Origin of the sequence: Pseudomonas sp. Pseusp16 (genome assembly GCF_047324915.1) — a bacterium.
In the GTDB taxonomy this organism is placed as follows: Bacteria; Pseudomonadota; Gammaproteobacteria; order Pseudomonadales; family Pseudomonadaceae; genus Aquipseudomonas; species Aquipseudomonas fluorescens_CD.
This window is the reverse complement of the sequence record NZ_CP168522.1, coordinates 829,817-849,262: the sequence shown is the minus strand read 5'-3', so window position 1 is coordinate 849,262 and position 19,446 is coordinate 829,817. Positions and strand designations below refer to the sequence as shown.

19 protein-coding genes are annotated in these 19,446 nt (G+C 59.2%); 6 read left to right on the top strand and 13 right to left on the bottom strand.

Features of this window, described 5'->3' with window-relative positions; genetic code table 11:
• Nucleotide 1 precedes the first annotated feature (1 nt).
• Nucleotides 2–667 (top strand): helix-turn-helix transcriptional regulator, encoded by a 666-nt coding sequence (locus ACEN8Q_RS03720; protein WP_413427554.1) that lies wholly within the window; start codon nt 2–4, stop codon nt 665–667.
• Here ACEN8Q_RS03720 and ACEN8Q_RS03715 read toward each other — a convergent pair.
• The gene (locus tag ACEN8Q_RS03715) at nt 664–1,023 is read right to left on the bottom strand and encodes a hypothetical protein (RefSeq protein ID WP_413427553.1); all 360 of its coding nucleotides are present in this window, start codon (nt 1,021–1,023) and stop codon (nt 664–666) included. The genes ACEN8Q_RS03720 and ACEN8Q_RS03715 overlap by 4 nt on opposite strands.
• 183 nt (nt 1,024–1,206) lie before the next feature.
• Between ACEN8Q_RS03715 and ACEN8Q_RS03710 the strand changes: the two genes are divergently transcribed.
• Together ACEN8Q_RS03710 and ACEN8Q_RS03705 are read left to right on the top strand one after the other, a co-directional pair.
• Nucleotides 1,207–2,067 carry a CAP domain-containing protein gene (locus ACEN8Q_RS03710; protein WP_413704545.1) on the top strand — a complete coding sequence of 287 codons (861 nt, stop codon included), beginning with the start codon at nt 1,207–1,209 and terminating at the stop codon, nt 2,065–2,067.
• A 385-nt stretch (nt 2,068–2,452) separates the two neighbouring features.
• Nucleotides 2,453–2,854: a GFA family protein gene (locus ACEN8Q_RS03705; RefSeq protein WP_413427551.1), complete on the top strand. Its 402-nt coding sequence runs from the start codon at nt 2,453–2,455 to the stop codon at nt 2,852–2,854.
• Nucleotides 2,855–3,156: 302 nt separating this feature from the next.
• On the opposite strand, the gene ACEN8Q_RS03700 is transcribed toward ACEN8Q_RS03705, so the two are convergent.
• Nucleotides 3,157–3,789, bottom strand: coding sequence for a glutaminyl-peptide cyclotransferase (locus tag ACEN8Q_RS03700; RefSeq protein WP_413704544.1), 633 nt, complete (start codon nt 3,787–3,789; stop codon nt 3,157–3,159).
• 35 nt (nt 3,790–3,824) lie between these two features.
• On the bottom strand, nt 3,825–5,045 hold the full coding sequence (locus ACEN8Q_RS03695; RefSeq protein ID WP_413704543.1) for a helix-turn-helix domain-containing protein: 1,221 nt from the start codon (nt 5,043–5,045) through the stop codon (nt 3,825–3,827).
• A gap of 84 nt (nt 5,046–5,129) precedes the next feature.
• On the opposite strand from ACEN8Q_RS03695, the gene ACEN8Q_RS03690 reads away from it, so the two are divergent.
• Complete coding sequence (locus ACEN8Q_RS03690) at nt 5,130–5,888, top strand: DUF899 domain-containing protein (protein ID WP_413704542.1); 759 nt, start codon at nt 5,130–5,132, stop codon at nt 5,886–5,888.
• A 117-nt stretch (nt 5,889–6,005) separates the two neighbouring features.
• Here the strand turns inward: ACEN8Q_RS03690 and ACEN8Q_RS03685 are convergent, their stop codons facing one another.
• From ACEN8Q_RS03685 to ACEN8Q_RS03665, 5 genes are all read right to left on the bottom strand, one after another.
• Nucleotides 6,006–6,773, bottom strand: a complete 768-nt coding sequence (locus ACEN8Q_RS03685; protein ID WP_413704541.1) for an amino acid ABC transporter ATP-binding protein — start codon at nt 6,771–6,773, stop codon at nt 6,006–6,008.
• Entirely contained in the window at nt 6,770–7,429 is a 660-nt protein-coding gene (locus ACEN8Q_RS03680) for an amino acid ABC transporter permease (RefSeq protein WP_413704540.1), read from the bottom strand. The genes ACEN8Q_RS03685 and ACEN8Q_RS03680 overlap by 4 nt, the downstream gene beginning before the upstream one ends.
• Nucleotides 7,430–7,439: 10 nt before the next feature.
• Nucleotides 7,440–8,087, bottom strand: coding sequence for an amino acid ABC transporter permease (locus ACEN8Q_RS03675; protein WP_413704539.1), 648 nt, complete (start codon nt 8,085–8,087; stop codon nt 7,440–7,442).
• A 63-nt stretch (nt 8,088–8,150) separates the two neighbouring features.
• A complete protein-coding gene (locus ACEN8Q_RS03670) occupies nt 8,151–8,939 on the bottom strand; it encodes an ABC transporter substrate-binding protein (RefSeq protein ID WP_413704538.1) in 789 nt (262 codons plus the stop codon).
• Nucleotides 8,940–9,110: 171 nt separating this feature from the next.
• Entirely contained in the window at nt 9,111–12,158 is a 3,048-nt protein-coding gene (locus ACEN8Q_RS03665; RefSeq protein ID WP_413704537.1) for an aminotransferase class III-fold pyridoxal phosphate-dependent enzyme, read from the bottom strand.
• Between the two features lie 139 nt (nt 12,159–12,297).
• On the opposite strand from ACEN8Q_RS03665, the gene ACEN8Q_RS03660 reads away from it, so the two are divergent.
• Together ACEN8Q_RS03660 and ACEN8Q_RS03655 are read left to right on the top strand one after the other, a co-directional pair.
• Nucleotides 12,298–12,738 carry an Lrp/AsnC family transcriptional regulator gene (locus ACEN8Q_RS03660; RefSeq protein ID WP_046042440.1) on the top strand — a complete coding sequence of 147 codons (441 nt, stop codon included), beginning with the start codon at nt 12,298–12,300 and terminating at the stop codon, nt 12,736–12,738.
• Between the two features lie 217 nt (nt 12,739–12,955).
• Nucleotides 12,956–13,228, top strand: a complete 273-nt coding sequence (locus ACEN8Q_RS03655; protein WP_413704536.1) for a DUF2790 domain-containing protein — start codon at nt 12,956–12,958, stop codon at nt 13,226–13,228.
• A 56-nt stretch (nt 13,229–13,284) separates the two neighbouring features.
• Here ACEN8Q_RS03655 and ACEN8Q_RS03650 read toward each other — a convergent pair whose 3' ends face one another.
• The 5 genes from ACEN8Q_RS03650 to ACEN8Q_RS03630 all read right to left on the bottom strand — a co-directional run bounded on the left by ACEN8Q_RS03650 (nt 13,285) and on the right by ACEN8Q_RS03630 (nt 19,387).
• Nucleotides 13,285–14,217, bottom strand: coding sequence for a LysR family transcriptional regulator (locus ACEN8Q_RS03650; RefSeq protein ID WP_413704535.1), 933 nt, complete (start codon nt 14,215–14,217; stop codon nt 13,285–13,287).
• 64 nt (nt 14,218–14,281) lie between these two features.
• Nucleotides 14,282–15,232 carry an aldo/keto reductase gene (locus ACEN8Q_RS03645; protein WP_413427542.1) on the bottom strand — a complete coding sequence of 317 codons (951 nt, stop codon included), beginning with the start codon at nt 15,230–15,232 and terminating at the stop codon, nt 14,282–14,284.
• Between the two features lie 24 nt (nt 15,233–15,256).
• Nucleotides 15,257–16,735, bottom strand: a complete 1,479-nt coding sequence (locus ACEN8Q_RS03640; protein ID WP_413704534.1) for an efflux transporter outer membrane subunit — start codon at nt 16,733–16,735, stop codon at nt 15,257–15,259.
• Between the two features lie 19 nt (nt 16,736–16,754).
• Nucleotides 16,755–18,251 carry a DHA2 family efflux MFS transporter permease subunit gene (locus ACEN8Q_RS03635; RefSeq protein WP_413427540.1) on the bottom strand — a complete coding sequence of 499 codons (1,497 nt, stop codon included), beginning with the start codon at nt 18,249–18,251 and terminating at the stop codon, nt 16,755–16,757.
• Nucleotides 18,251–19,387, bottom strand: coding sequence for an HlyD family secretion protein (locus ACEN8Q_RS03630; RefSeq protein WP_413704533.1), 1,137 nt, complete (start codon nt 19,385–19,387; stop codon nt 18,251–18,253). Before ACEN8Q_RS03630 ends, ACEN8Q_RS03635 begins: the two co-directional genes overlap by 1 nt.
• Nucleotides 19,388–19,446: the final 59 nt, after the last annotated feature.

Sequence of the window (19,446 nt, the reverse complement as noted above, 5' to 3'; positions counted from 1 at the left end):
CATGCTGGAAGGACTGGGCCGAACACAGCAAGACCTGCTCAATGCGCTGCTGCACCATGCGGGCGGCATGAGCATTGACGATCTGGCTGAACATCTGGCCGTCACGCGCACGGCGATCCGCCAACACCTGGCGGCGCTGGAGCGTGACGGTCTGGTACTGCGCGGCGACACCCGTCCGACGGGCCGTCGCCCGGAGCAGTTGTATCGGCTCACCGACCACGCGCGGGAGCAGTTCCCTCGCCACTATCAGCTACTGGCCAGCGTATTGATCGATGAAGTGGCGGGCATCATCGGGCCTGATGCCCTGGCCACGCTGATGCGCAACATGGGCCGCAAGCTGGCTCTGGAGCGTGAACAACAGGTCGTGGATGAAGCCAGGATCGTGCAGCACATGAACCAGGCGGGCTACGAAGCCGAAGTGTTTTTTCGCTCGGCCGGCACCCCGGAAATCGTCGCGCATAACTGCGTCTTCCACCGCCTGGCCGCTGCCCATCCGGTGGTCTGCGAACTGGACCTGGCCTTGATCGGTGCGTTGGGCGGCGGTGAAGTCGAGCACAGCGAATGCATGGTGCGTGGCGGGCACGTCTGTCGCTTCAGGTTGCGACCGAGCGAAACCCCGGACGTCGCGACAGAAGCTGCTTCAGTCAATACCGATCAGCCAGCCTAGCGCTGGCGTGACAGCCGTTGCTGCCAGTTTCCGGCGTTATCCCGCTGGCAGGCTTCTTCCGAGTCGAACAACACATGGGCTGCCACCGGACCAACCTGAACGTGTGCCTCACCCAAGGCCATGGCGGTGAATTCGACCATGCGTTCGCCCTGCCCCTTGCCCAGCGCCTGCTCCCTGTTGGCCTGCGTATCGAAGACCCAAACCACCTTGAGGCTGGCCGGATACCGGGCGTAGTCGACGACATGGGTCAGCCACTGAAACCCGACAATTTCCGCTTTGGCCGTCTCGCACGCTTCGGTCAGGGTGGCGGCCAGACGCCGTTCGATATGCGCCTGATCGCGTTTGCTCAAACCCATGGATTGATCCTTGTACGGGGCGAAAAAGTCCCATCATACAGGCCCGTCGACACCCTTCGTCGGACTGAAGGCTTCGCCCTCAAATAGACACGTCTGCGGCGTGAACCTTGTTTAGAGGCGCCAGTCATAGCCCAGCGCTTTTCCCCACTTTCTTCGTTGTCATCTCATCAGAGTTGTCCGTCCATGCGCCACACTGTCGTTGCCTTGCGCTTTTCTTCGCTGTGCCTGTTTTCCCTGCTCCCCGTTCTTGCCAGCCCCGCCCACGCCGATGGGCAGCGGCAACTGGTCGACGCCATCAACGACTATCGCGCACACCCGCAACGCTGCGACCGGCGACCGACGCAACGTTTGTCCCCTCTGAAGCTCAAGTCGAACCTGGCCTTGCCCGTTGGCTATGGCGGTGGGTTGCGGGACCGGTTAAAGGCTTCCGGCTATCAGGCAACCATGGTGCGGTCGATCCGCGTGGTGGGTGCACGGGACGCCGAAGAGGCGTTCGATATGTTCCAGGACGAGCACTGCGCCGCGCTGCTCGACAACCAATACGCCGACATCGGCGTCAGCCACGCCGGGAGCGAGTGGCAAGTGGTGCTCGCCAGGCCGGTGCTCGACGGGCAAACCGGCGACACACGCAGTGCCGCCCAGGCGTTGCTGGCACAGGTCAATGCAGCCCGGGCCAGGCCGCGCATGTGTGGTCGCCAACGCTTCGCCGCCGCGCGGCCGTTGTCCTGGAACGCCTCCCTCGGCGCCGCCGCCCAGGGCCATAGCAAGGCCATGGCCTACGGCAACTATTTCGCCCACCAGGACCCCGACGGCGACATGCCCTACGACCGCGCCAAGGCCGCCGGCTACCGTGGCCGGCAGATCGGTGAAAACATCGCCGCCGGGCAAGGTTCACCGAGCAAGGCCATGGCCGGCTGGCTCGCCAGCCCCGGGCACTGCGCCAACCTGATGAACCCGATGTTCACCCAGGTCGGTGCCGCTTACGCCGCCAACGCACGCAGCGACAACGGTGTCTACTGGACGATGCTGTTTGGCGCGCCTTGAGCCACTGGCCAGGCCCACCTAGCGGGCATTAAAAAGCCCGCACTGGGCGGGCTTCGCGGGTGAGTGTAAGTAGGTGGCCGGTGCTGGTCTCCGGCTTACAAGGTTTATCAGGCCTCCCACAAAAGAGCCGTGAAACTGTAATGGAACTCTTCTGCTTCACACGGCATAAGGGCTGGATCCCAGCGCGGGGATCTTTCTAACCGTGTACCCTTCGGAACGCGCCCCACGTCTCCTTGCTATCCTTTTGCGCATCAGTCTGCGTCTTCACCTACAGGTTTGAGGATAGCAAAACAGGCTCAAATGCCAACCAGGCTTTTAGACCGATTTCGACCAGCAGAAAACAGCGCAGGACAGAAAAATACTATGGATACAAGGATGGCTTTACATGGATGAGTTTCACCAAGGCAGCTGCCTCTGCGGCGCCATCAAATATGGCCTGTCGACCGAACTGAAAGCCGTCACCCATTGCCATTGCAGCCAATGCCGCAAGGGCCACGGAGCTGCGTTTGCAACCTATGCCAGCGCGCCCGCCTCGGCACTATCGATCATGACCGGCGCAGATTCGCTGCAGGCGTATGAGTCGTCCAGGGGCGTCACGCGGCAGTTCTGTGCTCACTGCGGATCTTCGCTGTTCTGGACTGACTCGACAGGAGCGTTTTCCGATTGGGTTTCAGTTGCCCTCGGCACGCTGGATACGCCACTACGCATCCACAAACAAAAGCATGTATGTGTCAGCTCGAAAGCGGGGTGGTACGACATCAACGATCAGCACCCCAAAACCGACTGAGTCGTGGGTGAACCGAGCCGTACCCATCTTTCCTGGTCGCTGAAGATCCATTGTGGGAGCGGGCTTGCTCGCGAAGTGGCCGGCACATTCAACATCCATGGCGCCTGACACTCCGCCTTCGCGAGCAAGCCCGCTCCCACACAGTGAACCGAGTCGAACTCATCTTTCCTGGTCGCCGAAAATCCACTGTGGGAGCGGGCTTGCTCGCGAAGTGGCCGGCACATTCAACATCCATGGCGCCTGTCACGCCGCCTTCGCGAGCAAGCCCGCTCCCACACAGGTTGCACCTGACAATCGCTGGCTCATGAAGGCCGACGCACCACCCTCACCCGACCGCTATTGCCGCCGCCGCAGAACAACCGCTCGCCACCATCGGACTCAAGCCCCGAGACGCCCACACCTTCGGGCATTTTCAGGCTCTGCAGCACTTCGCCCGTTTGCGGATCGATCCGGCGCAGTTCGCTTTCATCGCCTTCCCACGTACCGTGCCACAGCGCGCCGTCCACCCAGGTCACGCCGGTGACGAAACGGTTGGATTCGATGGTGCGCAGGATCTTGCCGCTCTCGGGGTCGATCTGGTGAATCTTGCGTTCGCGGTACTGGCCCACCCACAACGTCCCTTCGGCCCAGGTCAGCCCCGAATCGGCGCCTGCACCGGGCGCAGGAATCGTCGAGAGGATGCGGCCGGTACGCGGGTCGATTTTCTGGATGCGATTTTCGGCGATCTGGAACAGATGCTCGCCATCGAACGCGGTACCAGCATGGGCCGCGACATCAATCGTACTCAGCACCTGGCCACTTTCCGGGTCCAGGGCGTTGATTTTGGTGTCGCTCGCGAACCAGACCTTTTCGCCGTCCCAGGTGACGCCGCACACATGCTCGACATCGGCAAACGGGCCATACTCACGAATGATTTCAGCAGTTGCGTGTTTCATCTGGCATTCCTCGATGGGGGTTGGTGGCGTTCATCCTAGCCACCGGGCAGCGGCGCCGGGAGTAACAAGGTCGTCGCGAATCCCGGTACGGGCGGCGTCATCCAGCGCCGTGCGCGACCACGGCCAAACCACTGCACCTTGCCCTGTGCCGCCAGCGTATCGAGCGCCCGTTGCACCGTGCGCTGGCTGGTACCCAGCGCCAATGCCAGGGCAGAACTCGACCACGACTCGCCATCGGCGAGGCAGGCAACGACCGCGGCAAACTTTTCCTCGACCGGTTGCACCAGTGTCACCACCTGCGTACAGACCGCTGATTGCAGGGCATAACCGCGCGCCGTCGCGATGACGCCAGCCAACGGCTTGAGTGCCTGACGCAGCCTGCCGATTTCCACGCGCAGCCGGGCGCGATGGGATTCATCCGAGAGCTTCAAGCGGAACGCCCGGGCGATCAGCGTTTCCCGCGCAACGTCGGCGGGCCACGCCTCGGCCAAGGCGCGGGCCAGCATGAACAGGACCGGCCGCGTAGCGAGTGACACCGACATGCCACAGCCACGCACAACGTACCGGCAGGCATCCACGACCAGAGAGGTTGAACCGAACAACGCTTCAACTTCATCGAGCAGCAGCGACCGTACTTCGCCTTGGGCCACCAGGTGTGCCGCGGGTGCATCGAGCAGACGCGCAGCCTGTTCCACCTCAGCCATCAGCGCGGCAATCCCTGTTTGAGCGGCCGCCTGCCCGGCCCTCGTCAACGCGTCCCGTGCCGCGTTCGATTGCAGGCGTCGAATGGCGATACCCGCCAAGACCAGTTCATGGGTTGCACGCAACGCCGGCGGCAATTGGCCGGGGTCGAGTCCGGCCAGTAACTGCTGCGCCTCATCGAGTTGGCCGAGCAACAGCAAACGGCGGATTTGCAGATAACGCGCATGGGCGGCATTGACCCGGTCACCGTGCTGTTCAAGGGTGACCCGCGCCGTTTCCAGCGCCTTGACCGGCCACCCGAGTTCCCGCGAAGCCAGGGCGATTTCGGCCTCGGCCACCACGCATCGCGCACGGGCCAGCACTTCCTTGGGCGCAAAGGCCCGTTGCGCACGCTTGACCAGCGCCCTGGCCCGCACCAGATCGCCCAATTGCGCCATGGCGATACCGCGCAGGGCCAATGCCGGCGCATCGTCGCGCAATGCCACGCGGTCCAGTGCGCCCAGCGGGTTCCCCGCCGCCAGCGCCTGGGCGGCTGCCGTGATCATCGAGTCCATCGAAATCCCGCCACGCTTGTCACTCCCCGCATTCGATACCCGGGTTTAGTCTAAATCACGACCTTTCACCAGGAGCGTACAACGATGAACACGCACAAAACCGCGACCCGGGACCAATGGCTGGCAGCACGCCTGCAATTGCTGGAAGCGGAAAAGGCCCTGACCCGACGCAGCGATGAAGTGGCCAGGCAACGCCAGGCATTGCCATGGGTTCGCCTCGACAAGGCGTACCGCTTCGATACCGACAGCGGCAGCGCAACCCTGGCCGAGCTCTTCCAGGGGCGCTCGCAACTGCTGGTCTACCACTTCATGTTCGGCCCCGACTACACCGCCGGCTGCCCGTCCTGCTCAGCCATCGCCGATGGTTTCGACCCCCTCGTCATCCACCTGGCGAACCACGACGTGACACTGATGGCGATATCCCGCGCGCCGTTGGCGAAACTGCAGGCCTACAAGCGCCGAATGGGCTGGACGTTCCCCTGGGCCTCGGCCGCCGACAGCGACTTCACCGCCGACTTCAACGTTTACTTCACCGAAGCGCAGCAACGTGAAGGACAGGTCGAGTACAACTATCAGCGCGGCGGGCATGCGATGGACGCCAGCCAGGTCCCGGAACCGGTGAAACAGTTCGCCGCGACCTGTGGCACCGACGCGCCGACCTACACCCGCGACAGGCCAGGGCTGAGCACCTTTGTGTTGGAAGACGGCGAGATTTATCACACCTATTCCACCTACGCCCGAGGCCTGGACGGATTGTGGGGCATGTACCAATGGCTCGACCGCGCGCCCAGGGGGCGCAATGAAACGGGGCCCTGGTGGCGCCGGCATGATGAGTACAAGTGAGCGCCAATGGTGTCACTGGCTGCCGATGAAGACATCCGCCAGTTTGTCCGTCAGCGCCGGCTTGGTCTGTGAGACTCCGTTTTGCAAAATCACGCAAGCTTTGCAGGAAAGCACACCTTATCTATCGTGCAGATGCTTTTTCAAGAACGACCGGGTTCGTTCGTGGACAGGGTTTTGCAGGATCTCTTGCGGCGCCCCCTCTTCTACTACAACCCCGCCGTCCATAAAGACGATCCGGTCTGCAACCTCACCTGCAAAGCGCATTTCATGAGTGACGATCAACATTGTCATGTGCTCTGCAGCGAGTTGTTTCATGACCAGGTTGACCTCTTCGACAAGTTCAGGGTCCAGTGCCGATGTAGCCTCATCGAACAGCATGACTTTTGGCTGCATCGCCAGTGCTCTTGCTATTGCAACGCGCTGCTTCTGTCCGCCCGACAGGCGAGAAGGATACTCATCGATTTTGTTGGCCAATCCAACTTTTGACAAATATTCCATTGCCAACTCACGAGATGCCTTTTTCGTAACCCCCTTGAGTTTTATCGGGCCCAGAGCAATGTTTTCACACACGGTCAAATGCGGAAATAGATTGAAGTGTTGGAACACCATGCCCATCTGCTGACGTACGGCATTTATATGCTGTTCAAACGCACGACCTTTCAATGGTCGATTGACTTGCTCACCCTCTAACCAGATCTCGCCATCGTTAAGCACTTCCAGATGGTTGATTGACCGCAGAAGCGTGCTTTTGCCAGATCCACTTGGGCCGATGATCGCGACGATTTGTCCGCGAGATACGGAAAGATCGATCCCCTTGAGTACTTCAAGTTCTCCGTAAGCCTTACGAGCGCCTTTCACCTCAACCATGAATTCATTTCTGATCATCGTGACATCTCTACCTTGTTTTCGAGAAGATGCAGGCCGGCTTCGAGAACAAGATTGGCTGCATAATAAATAACCGCAACAGTCAGATAAAACTCAAACGGGCTATAGGTCTCACTCACGGCAAGCTGCGCGCTGTACACCAACTCCGCAATACCGATTATGGAAACCAGAGAGGTGTCCTTTAAAAGGACAATCAGGTTATTTCCCAGCGGCGCAATAGTCCTGCGAAGCGCTTGCGGCACGATGACGTAACGCTGAGTCTGTCCACGGCTGAGACCAATGGACCGGGCACCTTCAATCTGACCCGGGTCGACTGACACCACGCCGGCACGAATAACGTCCGCATTGTAGACAGCGAAGTGCAAACTAAGGCCTATGATGCCAGCCACCAGTGCAGGAATATCAATTCCCACTTGCACAAGACCATAATAAATCAAGTACAACTGAAGAAGGAGTGGAGTTCCCATGAGCAACCACGTAATAAACCGCACGGGCAGCGCCAATACCTTAGGCGCATAAAGAACGATGAGTGCAAAGGCTACCCCTGCCATCAAACTCAATACGCTGGAACTCAAAAACATCACAACCGTCCACCAAAGACCGGTCGCAAGCAGCTCGGAATAGGGTGTAACTATACTAAGATCCAGGCTTTGCATCTGAATGCTCTCACCTTGCCGCGAAGCGATTATCGAGATAGTCAACAATAAATCTGACCGAGTAGACCATCACGATGTAAAGCAATGCAGACACCATGAAAATCTCAAAAGGTTTGTATGTTGAACTGATAAAGCGTTGCGCTGTATATGAAAGTTCAACAACAGAGATCGTCGACACCAATGCAGAACCTTTGATAAGAGCGACAGCGTTCACTCCCAGCGGCCTTATCATCAATTTTGCAGCTTGTGGCAGCGTGATAAGCCATAAAGTTTGACCCCGCCCGAAACCAATTGAACGTGAAGCTTCTTCCTGGCCAGGGTCAACGTTGGTGATAGCGCCACGAATGGATTCGGCCATGTAAGCGGCGATGTTCAGGCCCAAGCCGATTACGCCTGCCGCAAACGGCTCCAGCTCAAGTCCGATCTGCGGCCCGCCAAAGTAAATGATGAACAGCTGAACCAGGCAGGGAGTGCCGCGAAAAACGCTTATGTAGAGCCTTGCAAGGCATCGAAAGGTGAGAACAGTGGACAACCGGCCAGCCACCAGCACGATGGCGACCAGGAAACCAAGTAGAAGTGCAAGTACAGAGATCTGCACTGTAATCCAGGCTGCCTCCAGGAAAAACGGGAATGTGCGCTGTATGAGTGTCAGATCCATGAGAACGCTCGGAAAAGTCTGATTGGCTGGCTCGACGATAAGTCGAGCCATGCTAAATGCGAATTAGCGGATATCGTTGCCAATCCACTTCATCGAGATCTTTTCGTAGGTGCCATCGGCGAGCATGTCTTCGAGCGCCTTCTGCATCGTCGCCTTGAGTTCAGGGTTATTTTTGCGCAGCGCAATACCCATACCTTCAATACCGCCATCGCTATCCGGTGGAGTAATGATGCGAACCTTCTGCCCTGTTTCCTTGACTGCGACCAACACCGGAACACTGTCCATCACAATCGCGTCGATACGTCCGGCCTCAAGATCGACCAGCATTTCGGGAAGACCTTTGTACGTTCTCACCTTCAGGTTGCCGCGGGCCCTGGCCCATTTATCGTGAGCATCCCCGAGGGTAACGCCAACAACAACATCTTTAAGATCATCGAGGCTTTTGATCGAAGAGTCGTCCTTCACTACGATCGTACGACCTGCATGGTAATAGGGCCCAACGAAATCCACGGCCTTCTGGCGCTCCGGGGTAATGGTCATGGAAGCGATAATGGCGTCATATTTTTTCGCGAGAAGACCTGCAATTATCCCGTCGAATGGAGTCGTAATGATCTTCACTTTTACCCCCATCCGCTCAGCCAGTGCCTCGCTGATGGAGGCGTCGAATCCGACAATCTGGTTCTGCTCGTTTGCAAAGCTGAAGGGGGAATATTGACCGCTCATCGCGATACGGATTTCTTTGGAATCCTGGATCGACTTCAAATCATCAGCGTGAACAACTGAGGTGGAAAGCAGTGCCGCTGCTGCCACAGTGGAAGCGACAATCAAACTCTTGAGCTTTTTAGTTAGCATTGGATGGCACCTTGGAAGAGTTAATTATTATTTTTTTGGGGTTATTCACCCGGCCTTCATGAAAAGTCTTGCATAGGCAACTTTCGAAAGCACCCGGCAAGGTGTCAGCCTGAGTGACACATTGCCGGAGTTGGCCGACACTATGTCGGGCAGTCACATCGTCCAACCAGATTAGCGAAGTGCAGCCTTAAAACTTTCGTCCAGGACCTCAAGCAGAAAATCAGCGTTTGCCTGACTGAAAATCATCGATGGGCGCATCTTCAGAACATTGTCATATGGGCCTTCAGTACCGATCAAAACACCTCGCTCCCTGGCACCATCGGCTACTTTCCTGGCCAGCTCCGTGGCTGGAACCTTCGTTTTGCGATCCGTGACAAGTTCTATTCCGAGAAACAGGCCCAGCCCGCGCACATCGCCTATTGCATCGTATCGCTGCTGCAATTTACGGAAGCCATCAAGCAGATAGTTGCCAACGGTCAGTGCGTTGAGTTTCAAGTTATCGCGCTCAATCACATCGAGCACCGAGAGCCCTACAGCACACGAAACCGGACTACCGGCGAAGGTATTGAAGTACTCCATGCCATTGTTGAAGCTGTCTGCAATCTCACGCGTGGTCACAACCGCCGACATGGGATGTCCATTGCCAATGGGTTTGCCCATGGATACTGCATCGGGCACGACTCCCTGGGTTTCAAAAGCCCACCAGTGGCTACCTACACGACCGAAGCCGACCTGGACTTCGTCGGCCAGGCAAAGCCCCCCCTCTGCACGGACCATTGCATAGACTTCTTTCAAGTAGTTTTCCGGGAAGAAAAGTTGCCCGGCGACACTTGGAATGGACTCCGCCAAGAAGAAAGCCGGGGATCTGCCCTGCTTGCGCATGATCTCGATCTGATCCGCCACGCTTTCAGCGAAACGCTTGCCCAGTTCCTCGAACGGCCAGTGTTGCGCACCACGGTAAGCATCCGGGACGGCCGCCTCAAACACATGATCTGCACGCCCTTTACCGGCTTTACGCTTGTATTTGTAAGGGCTGAGGTCAATCAGTTCCTGTGTTGTTCCGTGGTAAGCCCAATCCAGCACAATTGCATCGTCACGACCCGTGTGATTGCGCGCCATACGGAGCATGAGGCTGTTTGCTTCACTTCCTGAACACCCGAAGGAAGCGACCGCCAGACCTTCAGGCAAGGTAGCCGTGAGCCGCTCTGCATACTCCACAATATTGTCGTGCAGGTAACGGGTGTTTGTGTTCAGGCGTGCAGCCTGCCGTGAAAGCGCTTGCACTACATCTGGGTGGGCGTGACCGAGATGGCAGACGTTATTGAAGCAATCCAGATAGGCCCTGCCAAAGTTATCGATCAACCAGACCCCGTCACCGCGAACGAACTTGATCGGATCTGAATAGGAAATCGACAAGTTTGGAAGCAACAACTCCTTACGCTTCGCCACAATCTCTGCCTTGGTGCGTCCTTCCTGGCTGTAAGTTTCCGGAGGAATTCCCGCGAGAGCCGATGCATCGGGGAACAGGTCCGCCCATACCTCAAGATAAGCCCGTTCACCTACGCCAATGAACTCGTCCGCTTTCAACCCGGTGTCAGTGGACATCTGAAAATGCACATGGGGGATCCACCCGCCATTTTCCGTGTCCGCCCCCATGTATCCTACAAGCGCGCCGGCCTCCAGGCGGTCACCGGGCTTCAGGCGCGCCAGAGCTTCATGAGCCATGTGCCCCCACAGAGTCAGGAACGGCGGGCAACCTTCAGGCGAGTGCTCGAGCATGATCAAACCACCATAGCCAAGCGGCTCATGCTCGACCTCGACGCTCTGCACCACACCGGCAACAGGCGTATAGAGAGGCGTTCCAGCGGGCATGATCAAGTCGACACCAACGTGAATGACCCGACGCTGCCCTTCAATGAATCGCGATTCAAACGCGGTGTCGGTATAGATGGTTCTTTCTTCGCCCCATGGCCCGATGCCGAGCGGCACCTTGTGTTCGGCACAAAAATCATTCCACCACTTCGTTGCCTCAGCTGGACGCTGCTCGGCTGAAGCGACAGTCATCACATGCGAAGCATCTGCGAACGGTGCAATAGCCTTGTTCATGGTTGCAGCAGATGGACGCACGATATCTGCGAAGGACTTGATGTTTAAGGCAACCCAGCGACGAACCGCACCGGCGCCTTCGATCGCGTCAAACCCACAGGCTTTGCGCAGGATCGCCGTCGCCAGCCGAGGGTTCATGCGATCCATCCTCTCCAGAAGGCGCCAGGCCGGCGCTTCGCTGATGCCAAGGTAGGGATTGTCTTGCGTCCGGTCGTATCGCGATGCCGACAAGGTGACGCTTGTGACCAGGCGCATCGCAATGAGATTGAAGAGGACGTCAAGCTCCTCCGGCTGCAGAGGGTACTTCTCATGGAAACCGGCCGTGAGGACGGCGGCCGCGCCGATTGGATCTTCCATGTCGAGAATGGAATAGGCGCAGGTAATGGCTACTTCGGCAATCAGAATCGTGTGGACCGCATCGCCAAAGTCGATGACACCTGAGACTTGCTGATGATTGCGGGAGTCGACGAGGATATTCCAGTCATTGCCGTCGTTGTGAATGACCTGTGCACGCAGACGCGAAAGCTTCGGTTGGACCGTTTTTTCGAAACGCTCAATGAAACGTTCCAGAATTGCCCTTCTGCCAGGATCTTTCACAAAGTGCAGGCGGGATCGCGAACGTGCGGCGTGACGCAAATCCCAGTCGAGGTCGCGTACCGCGCCTGGATGCATGAAGCCCTGAAGTGCACGATCTATCTCACCGAACGATTGGCCAAGGCTACGCATCAATTCGAACGTACGCTTGACCTCGGCAAGCGGCGTTCCGTGCAACCAGCTCACCAGGCGGACCGCATGGGTTTCGCCGGTGTGCGCTACTGTCGAGGCCAGGTATTCACCGGCAAGGCTTTTCTTGAGAAAAGGCACGGTAAGTTCGGGATTGTGAGTGGCGAGATGACTGAGAATGGCCGTCTGAAACTCGCTTTCAACTCTCGGCTCGGTCGAATTGACGACTTTCAGAATCCATCCCGCATCGGTTTCTGTGGTCAACCGATAGTTGCGGTCGCGCTCGCCATCCAGCGGCGTGGCCGTACCGATAACGTTGAAAAGCTGCTCACTCAGTTTTTCGGCATCCCCGGTCGAGAACTGGGGTGCAGGATGGGAAAGATTTGTCATGGTAGTTGTTTTCCAAGCCATTTTTTTCAGATAGCTTGGCACGCAACGCCTAGGACGGCAGTAGGTATACGGTCGGCTTCAGCCTGCATATTGCCGGAATCGACCGGCACAATTTCGGTAGCAAAGTTAGGGAGTTCTGATGCGCGACCTGGACACGAAAGATCGCGAAATACTCGAAATTCTTTCCAAAGAGGCTCGAATCGCCCTGAAAGCCCTGGCAGCGAGAATCGGGCTTTCAAGAAGTGCTACCAGCGAGCGGGTCATCAACCTTGAACGCAATGGTGTGATCAGAGGCTACCGGGCTGATATCGGTGAAATTGACGCCAACGTGATTCGCGCAATCCTGCTTGTTTGCCTCAAACGCACACCCGCAATCAGCTTGCTGGACCTGCTTGCGCAAAACTCGCAGGTACGACGCGTTTCCTCGGTCAGTGGCCAACTCGATCTGGTCATTGAGGTCGAATCGCGAACCATCGATGATCTGAACCGGGTCAGAGATGCAGTAGCCAGTCACGAATCCGTTGAAGACATCACCACCGCTGTCGTTCTGCGCCGCGATATCGATCGGCAGAGTTCCTGATTTGCCTGGGGGGAGAAGACTCGAGACCGACTCCCCGCCAAAGCCCCCTCGATTCATGATCAATCCGGCAACAGTGTTTATCCCGCTGACCGATTTTTGCGCCTGCACCAAACGCCTAACATCGGCTCTACCCAAGTGAGCGAGCCCAAACAGAGGCGATCCACTCACGCGGGAAAACAGGTTCAAGGGATAACGCTTTTACCACGAGGTGAAGATCATGAAACTGCTGAAAGTCGCGCTCTTGTTAGCGCTTGGCACCACCGGCACCCAGGCCTTTGCAGACGACAGCCATTCGACTGCCGCCACCGGCCAATCACCGGTTGAAACCTATACCTATGATACGAAGCTTGATATCAAGCGCGTCATCGAGGTCTCGGAAATCGCCAATGAATGTGCACCTGTCCCGGCGCGCATGATCTATGAAGATTCCCAAGGCCAACGCCGCACCCTTGAATACCAAGTGATGGGCAGCGGATGCTCGAACGGTTGAACACTGTATGGACGATGGAGGGTCGACACTCCATGCGTACAGCGTCAGCCACATCGCTAAACAGATGCACCGACAATTTTTTCATCCGACGCCAGCAACCCCGGAATGGAATGCTTCAGGAATTCCACCCAGGTTTTTATTTTTGCATCCACGAACTTGCGTGACGGGTAGATCGCAAACAGGTTCAACTCCTCAAGCCGATGCCCCGGCAATACGCGCACCAACGTCCCCGCCCGCAGGCCCTCGACGGCCGAAGCAATCGGCTGAATGCCAATCCCCATCCCGTTCTTGATCGCGAATGTCATGGCGTCAGCCGTGTTGACGTGAAAGGGAGACACAGGCGTGCTGAATGTTTCTGCCCCAAGCGGACCTTCAAATACCCAGTTCTCGGCCGGCATGACCGTGTTGACGATGCGCAGGCAATCATGGCCGTCGAGTTCACTCGGCGACCGGGGAATCCCGCGTTCGCTCAGGTACGCCGGCGAAGCGCAGAGAATGCTGTAGGTGATCCCCAGCCGCTGGGCGACAAACCCGGAATCGGGCAGGTCCCGCGCCAGCACAATCGACATGTCATAGCCTTCCTCCAGCAGATCCGGCAGCCGATTGGTCACGGTCAGGTCAAACAGCACCGAAGGATAGGTTTCCCGGTAGCGGGCAATGGCGCCGATCACGTAATGGTTGCCAATGGCCGACATGGCATGGATTTTCAGCCGGCCTGCGGGCTTGACCTGAGCCGTGCCCGCCTCTTCGTCGGCCTCGCGCATGTCCTGCAGAATCCGCTCGCAGCGCTGCAAATAGCGCACACCGGCTTCGGTCAATGCCAGGCGTCTGGTAGTCCGGTTGATCAGCCGCGTCTGCAGCCTGGCTTCCAGGCTGGAAACGGCTTTGGAAACGTTGGTCGTGGTGGTGTCCAGCATCGCGGCCGCCGCGGTGAAGCTGCCGCTTTGGGCTACCGCCACGAAACACCGCAGGGTCTGGAAAACATCCATCGTTTTCACCTCAAGGGATAGGCAAACAGGACGGCCCGGTGACGGACCGCCCCGGCGTCAGGCACTACGGCTTGCGCGGAATGAAACCGGGGACACCGGTTTCAACCACCGAGTTGAAGCGTATACGGGTTGTGATGTCTTGTTGAATCTCGACCATGGCCCTGTGCGGCAAGGTCGAGATATCGATATTTTCCCGGATATGGCTCGGCGTTGCCGAGGTGGTCAGGAACGCCACCCCGCGTTGTACCGACCAGGCCAGTGCCACCTGGGCGGGCGTTTTCTGCAGGCGTCGGGCGATGCCGGTGATCACCGGGTCCTGCAGCACATTCGGCTCCATGCCATGCCCCAGTGGCGCAAACGCCAGCACGATAATTCCGTGCTCCTTGCAGAACTCAAGCAACTCCCACTCCGGCAGATAAGGGTGGGACTCGACCTGCACCACGGCGGGTTTTATCCGGGCGACGGCGACAATCGCCTTCAGCGCCTCCAGTGTGATATCGGACAGGCCGATGGACCTCGCCCGCCCCTCATCCACCAGCCGCTCAAGCGCCCGCCACGTCTCGATCAATGTCACGCCGTTGTCGTAGATGACGTTGCCCTGCCCGTCCCTCGGGTCCTGGTTGTCGCCGGGTTGAAAGGCAAACGGCGTGTGGATCAGGTAGCAGTCGATGTAGTCCACTTGCAGGCGTTGGCAACTGGCTTCGAACGCGGGCTCGACGCGCTCGGGACGATGGTTGGTGTTCCACAGTTTGGTGGTGATGAACAGATCTTCGCGCCGGACTTTGCCGGCCTCCTGCACTTCCTTCAGTGCTACACCAACCTGCGCTTCATTGCGATAACGCTCGGCACAATCGAAATGGCGGAAACCGGCGGCCAGCGCTTCCTTCACCGCTTCGGTCGTGGTGGCGAGATCGCGGAACAAGGTACCGAATCCAACCGCCGGCATCTCGACCGCCCCATGGTTTAGCGCAAACCCGGTATCGCGCAGTCCGTCGTGAAAGGCTTCATAGGTCATGTGGTTTACTCCAGGCCGCAGCCATTATTGATACGAAGGTTTCTGTCCGTCGCCAGAAGCAACGCGTTGCTCGAAGGCACCGACCGAATTGCCGCCCAGGGCAATGAACAACTGCACGGAGTCGAGGTACTGCGCGGTTTTCACGCGAATCTGTCCCAGCAGCGCCTGTTCATATGCACGCTCCGCTTCGAGGACCTGGAGAATGCTGTTTTCGCCCTGGGCAAAGGCTTGCTGGTTCAACTGCAAACTGGTTTCGGCCGCGCGCAAGGCATCGGTCTGGGCCAGGTTTTCCTCGGTGTCATGGTTGATCGCCTGCAAGGTGTCGGCGACCTGCCCGAACGAGGTAATGACCGTCTGCTGGTAACCGGCGAGCGTCGCCTTGTAACCGTCGACAGCCGCCTGCTGTTGCGCCTTGAGCGTTCCGCCATCGAAGAGCGGCCCGGCCAGCCCGGCAGCGAACCCCCAGAGTGCCGCACCACCATTGCCGGAAGCCGCCTGCGCCAGGGACGCCGACAGCGTGACGTGGGGATAGAGGTTTGCCGTCGCCACGCCCACCGCCGCGCAGGCCATATGCAGTTGAGCTTCGGCTTGCAGCACATCCGGCCGGGCGTGGGCCATTTCCGAAGGCAGGCTCACCGGCATGTTCGACGGCAGGACAAACTCACTCAGGTCGAAGTCGGGAGCGACCCAGTCCGCCGGCCCCTTGCCCGTCAGTATCGACAGCGCGTGGCGTGCCGCATCGCGCTGTTGAGCGAGGGGCGGCAACAACGTGCGGTCCTGCGCCAGCCGTGTCTCGGCCAGCGATACATCGATCTGCGTGGTGCTGCCATTGAGGCGGGCCATGCGCACCAGCTCAAGGTTCCTCGTGTCATTGGCCAGCAGCTTTTCCACGGCCTGGATCTGCGCGTTGGCGGAGGCCACCAGCAACGCCTGGCTGGCGACGTTGCCGGTCAGGGTCAGGTAGGCCGCTTCGTACCGGTGTTTTTGCAGGTCGGTAAACGCCTGCTCTTGCTCAACCAGACGCTGGTTGCCGCCGAACACATCGAGGTCGAACCCTACCCGCGGTCCTATCGCGTAGAAATTGGAGACGGAAGGCTCCTTGGCGTTGTGCACCCGTTGACGGCCGGCCACGGCGCCGAAATCGACCTGCGGATAAAGCGCGCCCTGCGCCGCCGCAACAGAAGAAGCGGCTTGTCGGATCGTGGCATCGGCCGCCACCAGATCCAGGTTGCCGTCGATGGCGCGACGAACCACGTGGTCGAGCTTCGGCGAGCGAAAGGCAGACCACCAATCGCCGCTGACCGTCCTGCCGGGGTCGATCCGTGGATCGGCACCCTGGGCCAGACGCTGCTCGGCTTGCCGGTCATAGTGCTGCGACGTACTTGCCGCCGGTGTTTCATAGTCCGGGCCAACGGTGCAGGCCGTCAGCAATACCAGCACCGACAACACCGCGAGCTTCGTTTGTATCCAGTAGCGGTTGAGGACCAGCGCACAGGATTTCATTTGGCAAACTCCACGAAAACTAATTGGCCGCAACCGGCTTGCGAAGAAACAACACCAGCGGGCTCACCACCAGCATCACCACCATCAGGATCTTGAACTGGTCGATCACGGCGATGAACGCGGCCTGGCCAGTGATCATTTCGTTGAGCCCGCCCAGCACCTGCAACGGCGCCGAAGTCAGCGAATGGGCTGCGGCGCGGTATGGCGTCAGGTTGCTGGCCAGCGCCATGTGCATCGCCTGGGTGTTGTTGAAGAAGAACAGCTGCACGATTGCCACCCCCAGCGTGCTGCCATAGACACGGGCCAGATTGAACAGACCGGTGCCTTCGGGGCGCAGCGTGGGGTCGAGGGTACTGAACGCGACCTTGCTCACCGCCGGCATCAGGATGCCCAGGCCCGCGCCCTGGATCGCACCGGCGACAGCCACGGGCCACTCGTCCATCAGCGGCGAATAACCGAGCATCAGCCAGTTGGCATAAATCACCATGGCGACACCGGCCGCCACGAAGAGGCGCCGGTCGAAACGCTCGGGCAGCCGCCCCATCAGCACAAAGGCACCCACCAGCCCGATTCCACGGGGAATCGTCAGGGCGCCGGTGGTGTCAGGCGGGTAGCCGAGAATTTCGTCCAGCATCGGCGAGGTCAGGGCCATGGTCGACAACAGCACAAAACCGAGGGCGAAAAAGATCACCGTCGACAACACGAAGTTGCGGTCCTTGAGCAGGCGCTTGTTGAGGAAATGCACGTTCGAGGTCAGCACATGCACCACGAACAGGTAGACCCCCAGTGCCGACGCCACGGCTTCCAGCCAGATTTCGGGCGCGGCGAACCAGTCCAGCCGCTCACCCCGGTCGAGCAGCATTTGCAGGCTGATCATGCCAAGGGTGAAGGTGCCGAAACCGAAGAAATCGAACGCCGGAGGTTTCTCGGCCTTCTTCTCGGTCAACAACAGCGCCGCCACCAGGAAGATGAACGCCGACAGTGGCACGCTGAGGTAGAACATCGGCCGCCAGCCGAAATGCTCGGCGATCCAGCCACCGATACTCGGGCCGCTGACGATGCCGAACAGCACGATGGCGGTCCAGCTTGCGGCAAATTTTGCCCGCTTGTCCTGCGCCAGGGTTTGCGTGGCAATCGCCATCGACAGCGGCGCCAGTACGCCACTGGCAATGCCTTGAATGATGCGCGCCCCCACGAACTCCAGCGGCGTCGTCGCGGTCGTGGCGAGCAACAAGCCAAGGACGAACAACGCCAGCGCAGCCTGATACACCCGCTTCAAGCCAAAGCGTGCGGCCAGCCACTGCGCGAGCGGCATGCTGATCGCACTGGCGGCCAGGTACGAAGTGAAAATCCACCCCGCCTGATCATCGCTCATCGACAGGCTGCCCTGAATCAACCTGAGTGCCGAGTTCGGCAGCGGCAGGTTGGCCGACTGCATATAGGTCGCCAGCAAGGCGGCGAACCTGAGCGAACGCGCACCCTCCCCACCGGGGTTTACCATCGGTTGGGCGTTCATCAGAAGTTACCTGCGGTCAGCAATGCCTTGAGCGGATGCCACCACGGGCTGCGAAACCGGGTGTCGATCTTCACCGTGGCGCTGGTCCCGGAGAACAGCGGCAGCGCCGGGTCCACTTCGTCGAGTTGAAGCCGTACCGGCACCCGCTGCGTCACCTTGACCCAGTTACCGGTGGCATTCTCCGGTGGCAGCAGCGCGAAATCCGACCCGGCCCCAGGGCTCATGCTGGCGACGTGGGCCTTGAACACGCGATCCGGGTAGGTATCGATGCGGATGGTGGCTTCCTGGCCCGGACGCATGTGGGTCACATCGGTTTCGCGGAAGTTCGCCTCGATCCAGATCTCGTGACCGGACAACAAGGCAAAGGCCGGCGCGCCGTTGTTCAGGTAGTTGCCCACCTGCAGGTCGTCGACCTTGGCCACGGTGCCATCCTGCGGCGCATACACCGTGGTGTACGAGAGGTACAACTGCGCCTCGTCGAGCTGCGCCCTGGCCTCGCGAACCGTCGGGTGGCTATCGGCATCGATGTCCGGGTTGCCGTTCAAGGCCACCACGGTGCTGGCGATCTGCTGTTCGATGGACGCGATCCGCTGCCGCGCCACTTTCACGTCAGTGTCGGCACGCTCATAAATCGACTTCGAAACGAACTCGGACGCGACCAGTGCTTTCTTGCGGGCAAAATCCTTCTGGTCGTAGTCGGCCGACTCTTTCGCCGATTGCAGTTCCGCCTGTTGCTGGTGATAGCTGGCCTTGAGCCCGTCGATACGCAGCCGCGCCACGCTCAGTTGTGCCTGTGCGCGGTCGACGGCGATCTGGAACGGTTTCGGGTCGATCCGGAACAGCACCTGACCCTTGTGGACCTGCTGATTGTCCTCGACGGCGATGTCCACCACTTGCCCGGAGATCCGCGCATTGATCGATGCCTTCGCCACCCGGGCGTAAGCGTTATCGGTTGAAACATAAGCCTGTCCCGACACGTAATGGGCATAGCCCAGCGCCGCGAAGAGAACGGGAACGCCCACCATCAGCCAGGGACGCAAGGTCTGTTTCAGCGGTTTTCTGGTGGGTGCGTCGGCCGGGTTGGGGCCAGGCTGCCCGAAGGTCTGTGAAGCCGGGATATCGAACGCTTTGGTCATGGTCGAGTACGCCTTTAGCCGGGTAATCGGGCAGGCGTCGGCAGCAAGCGCCGACGGCC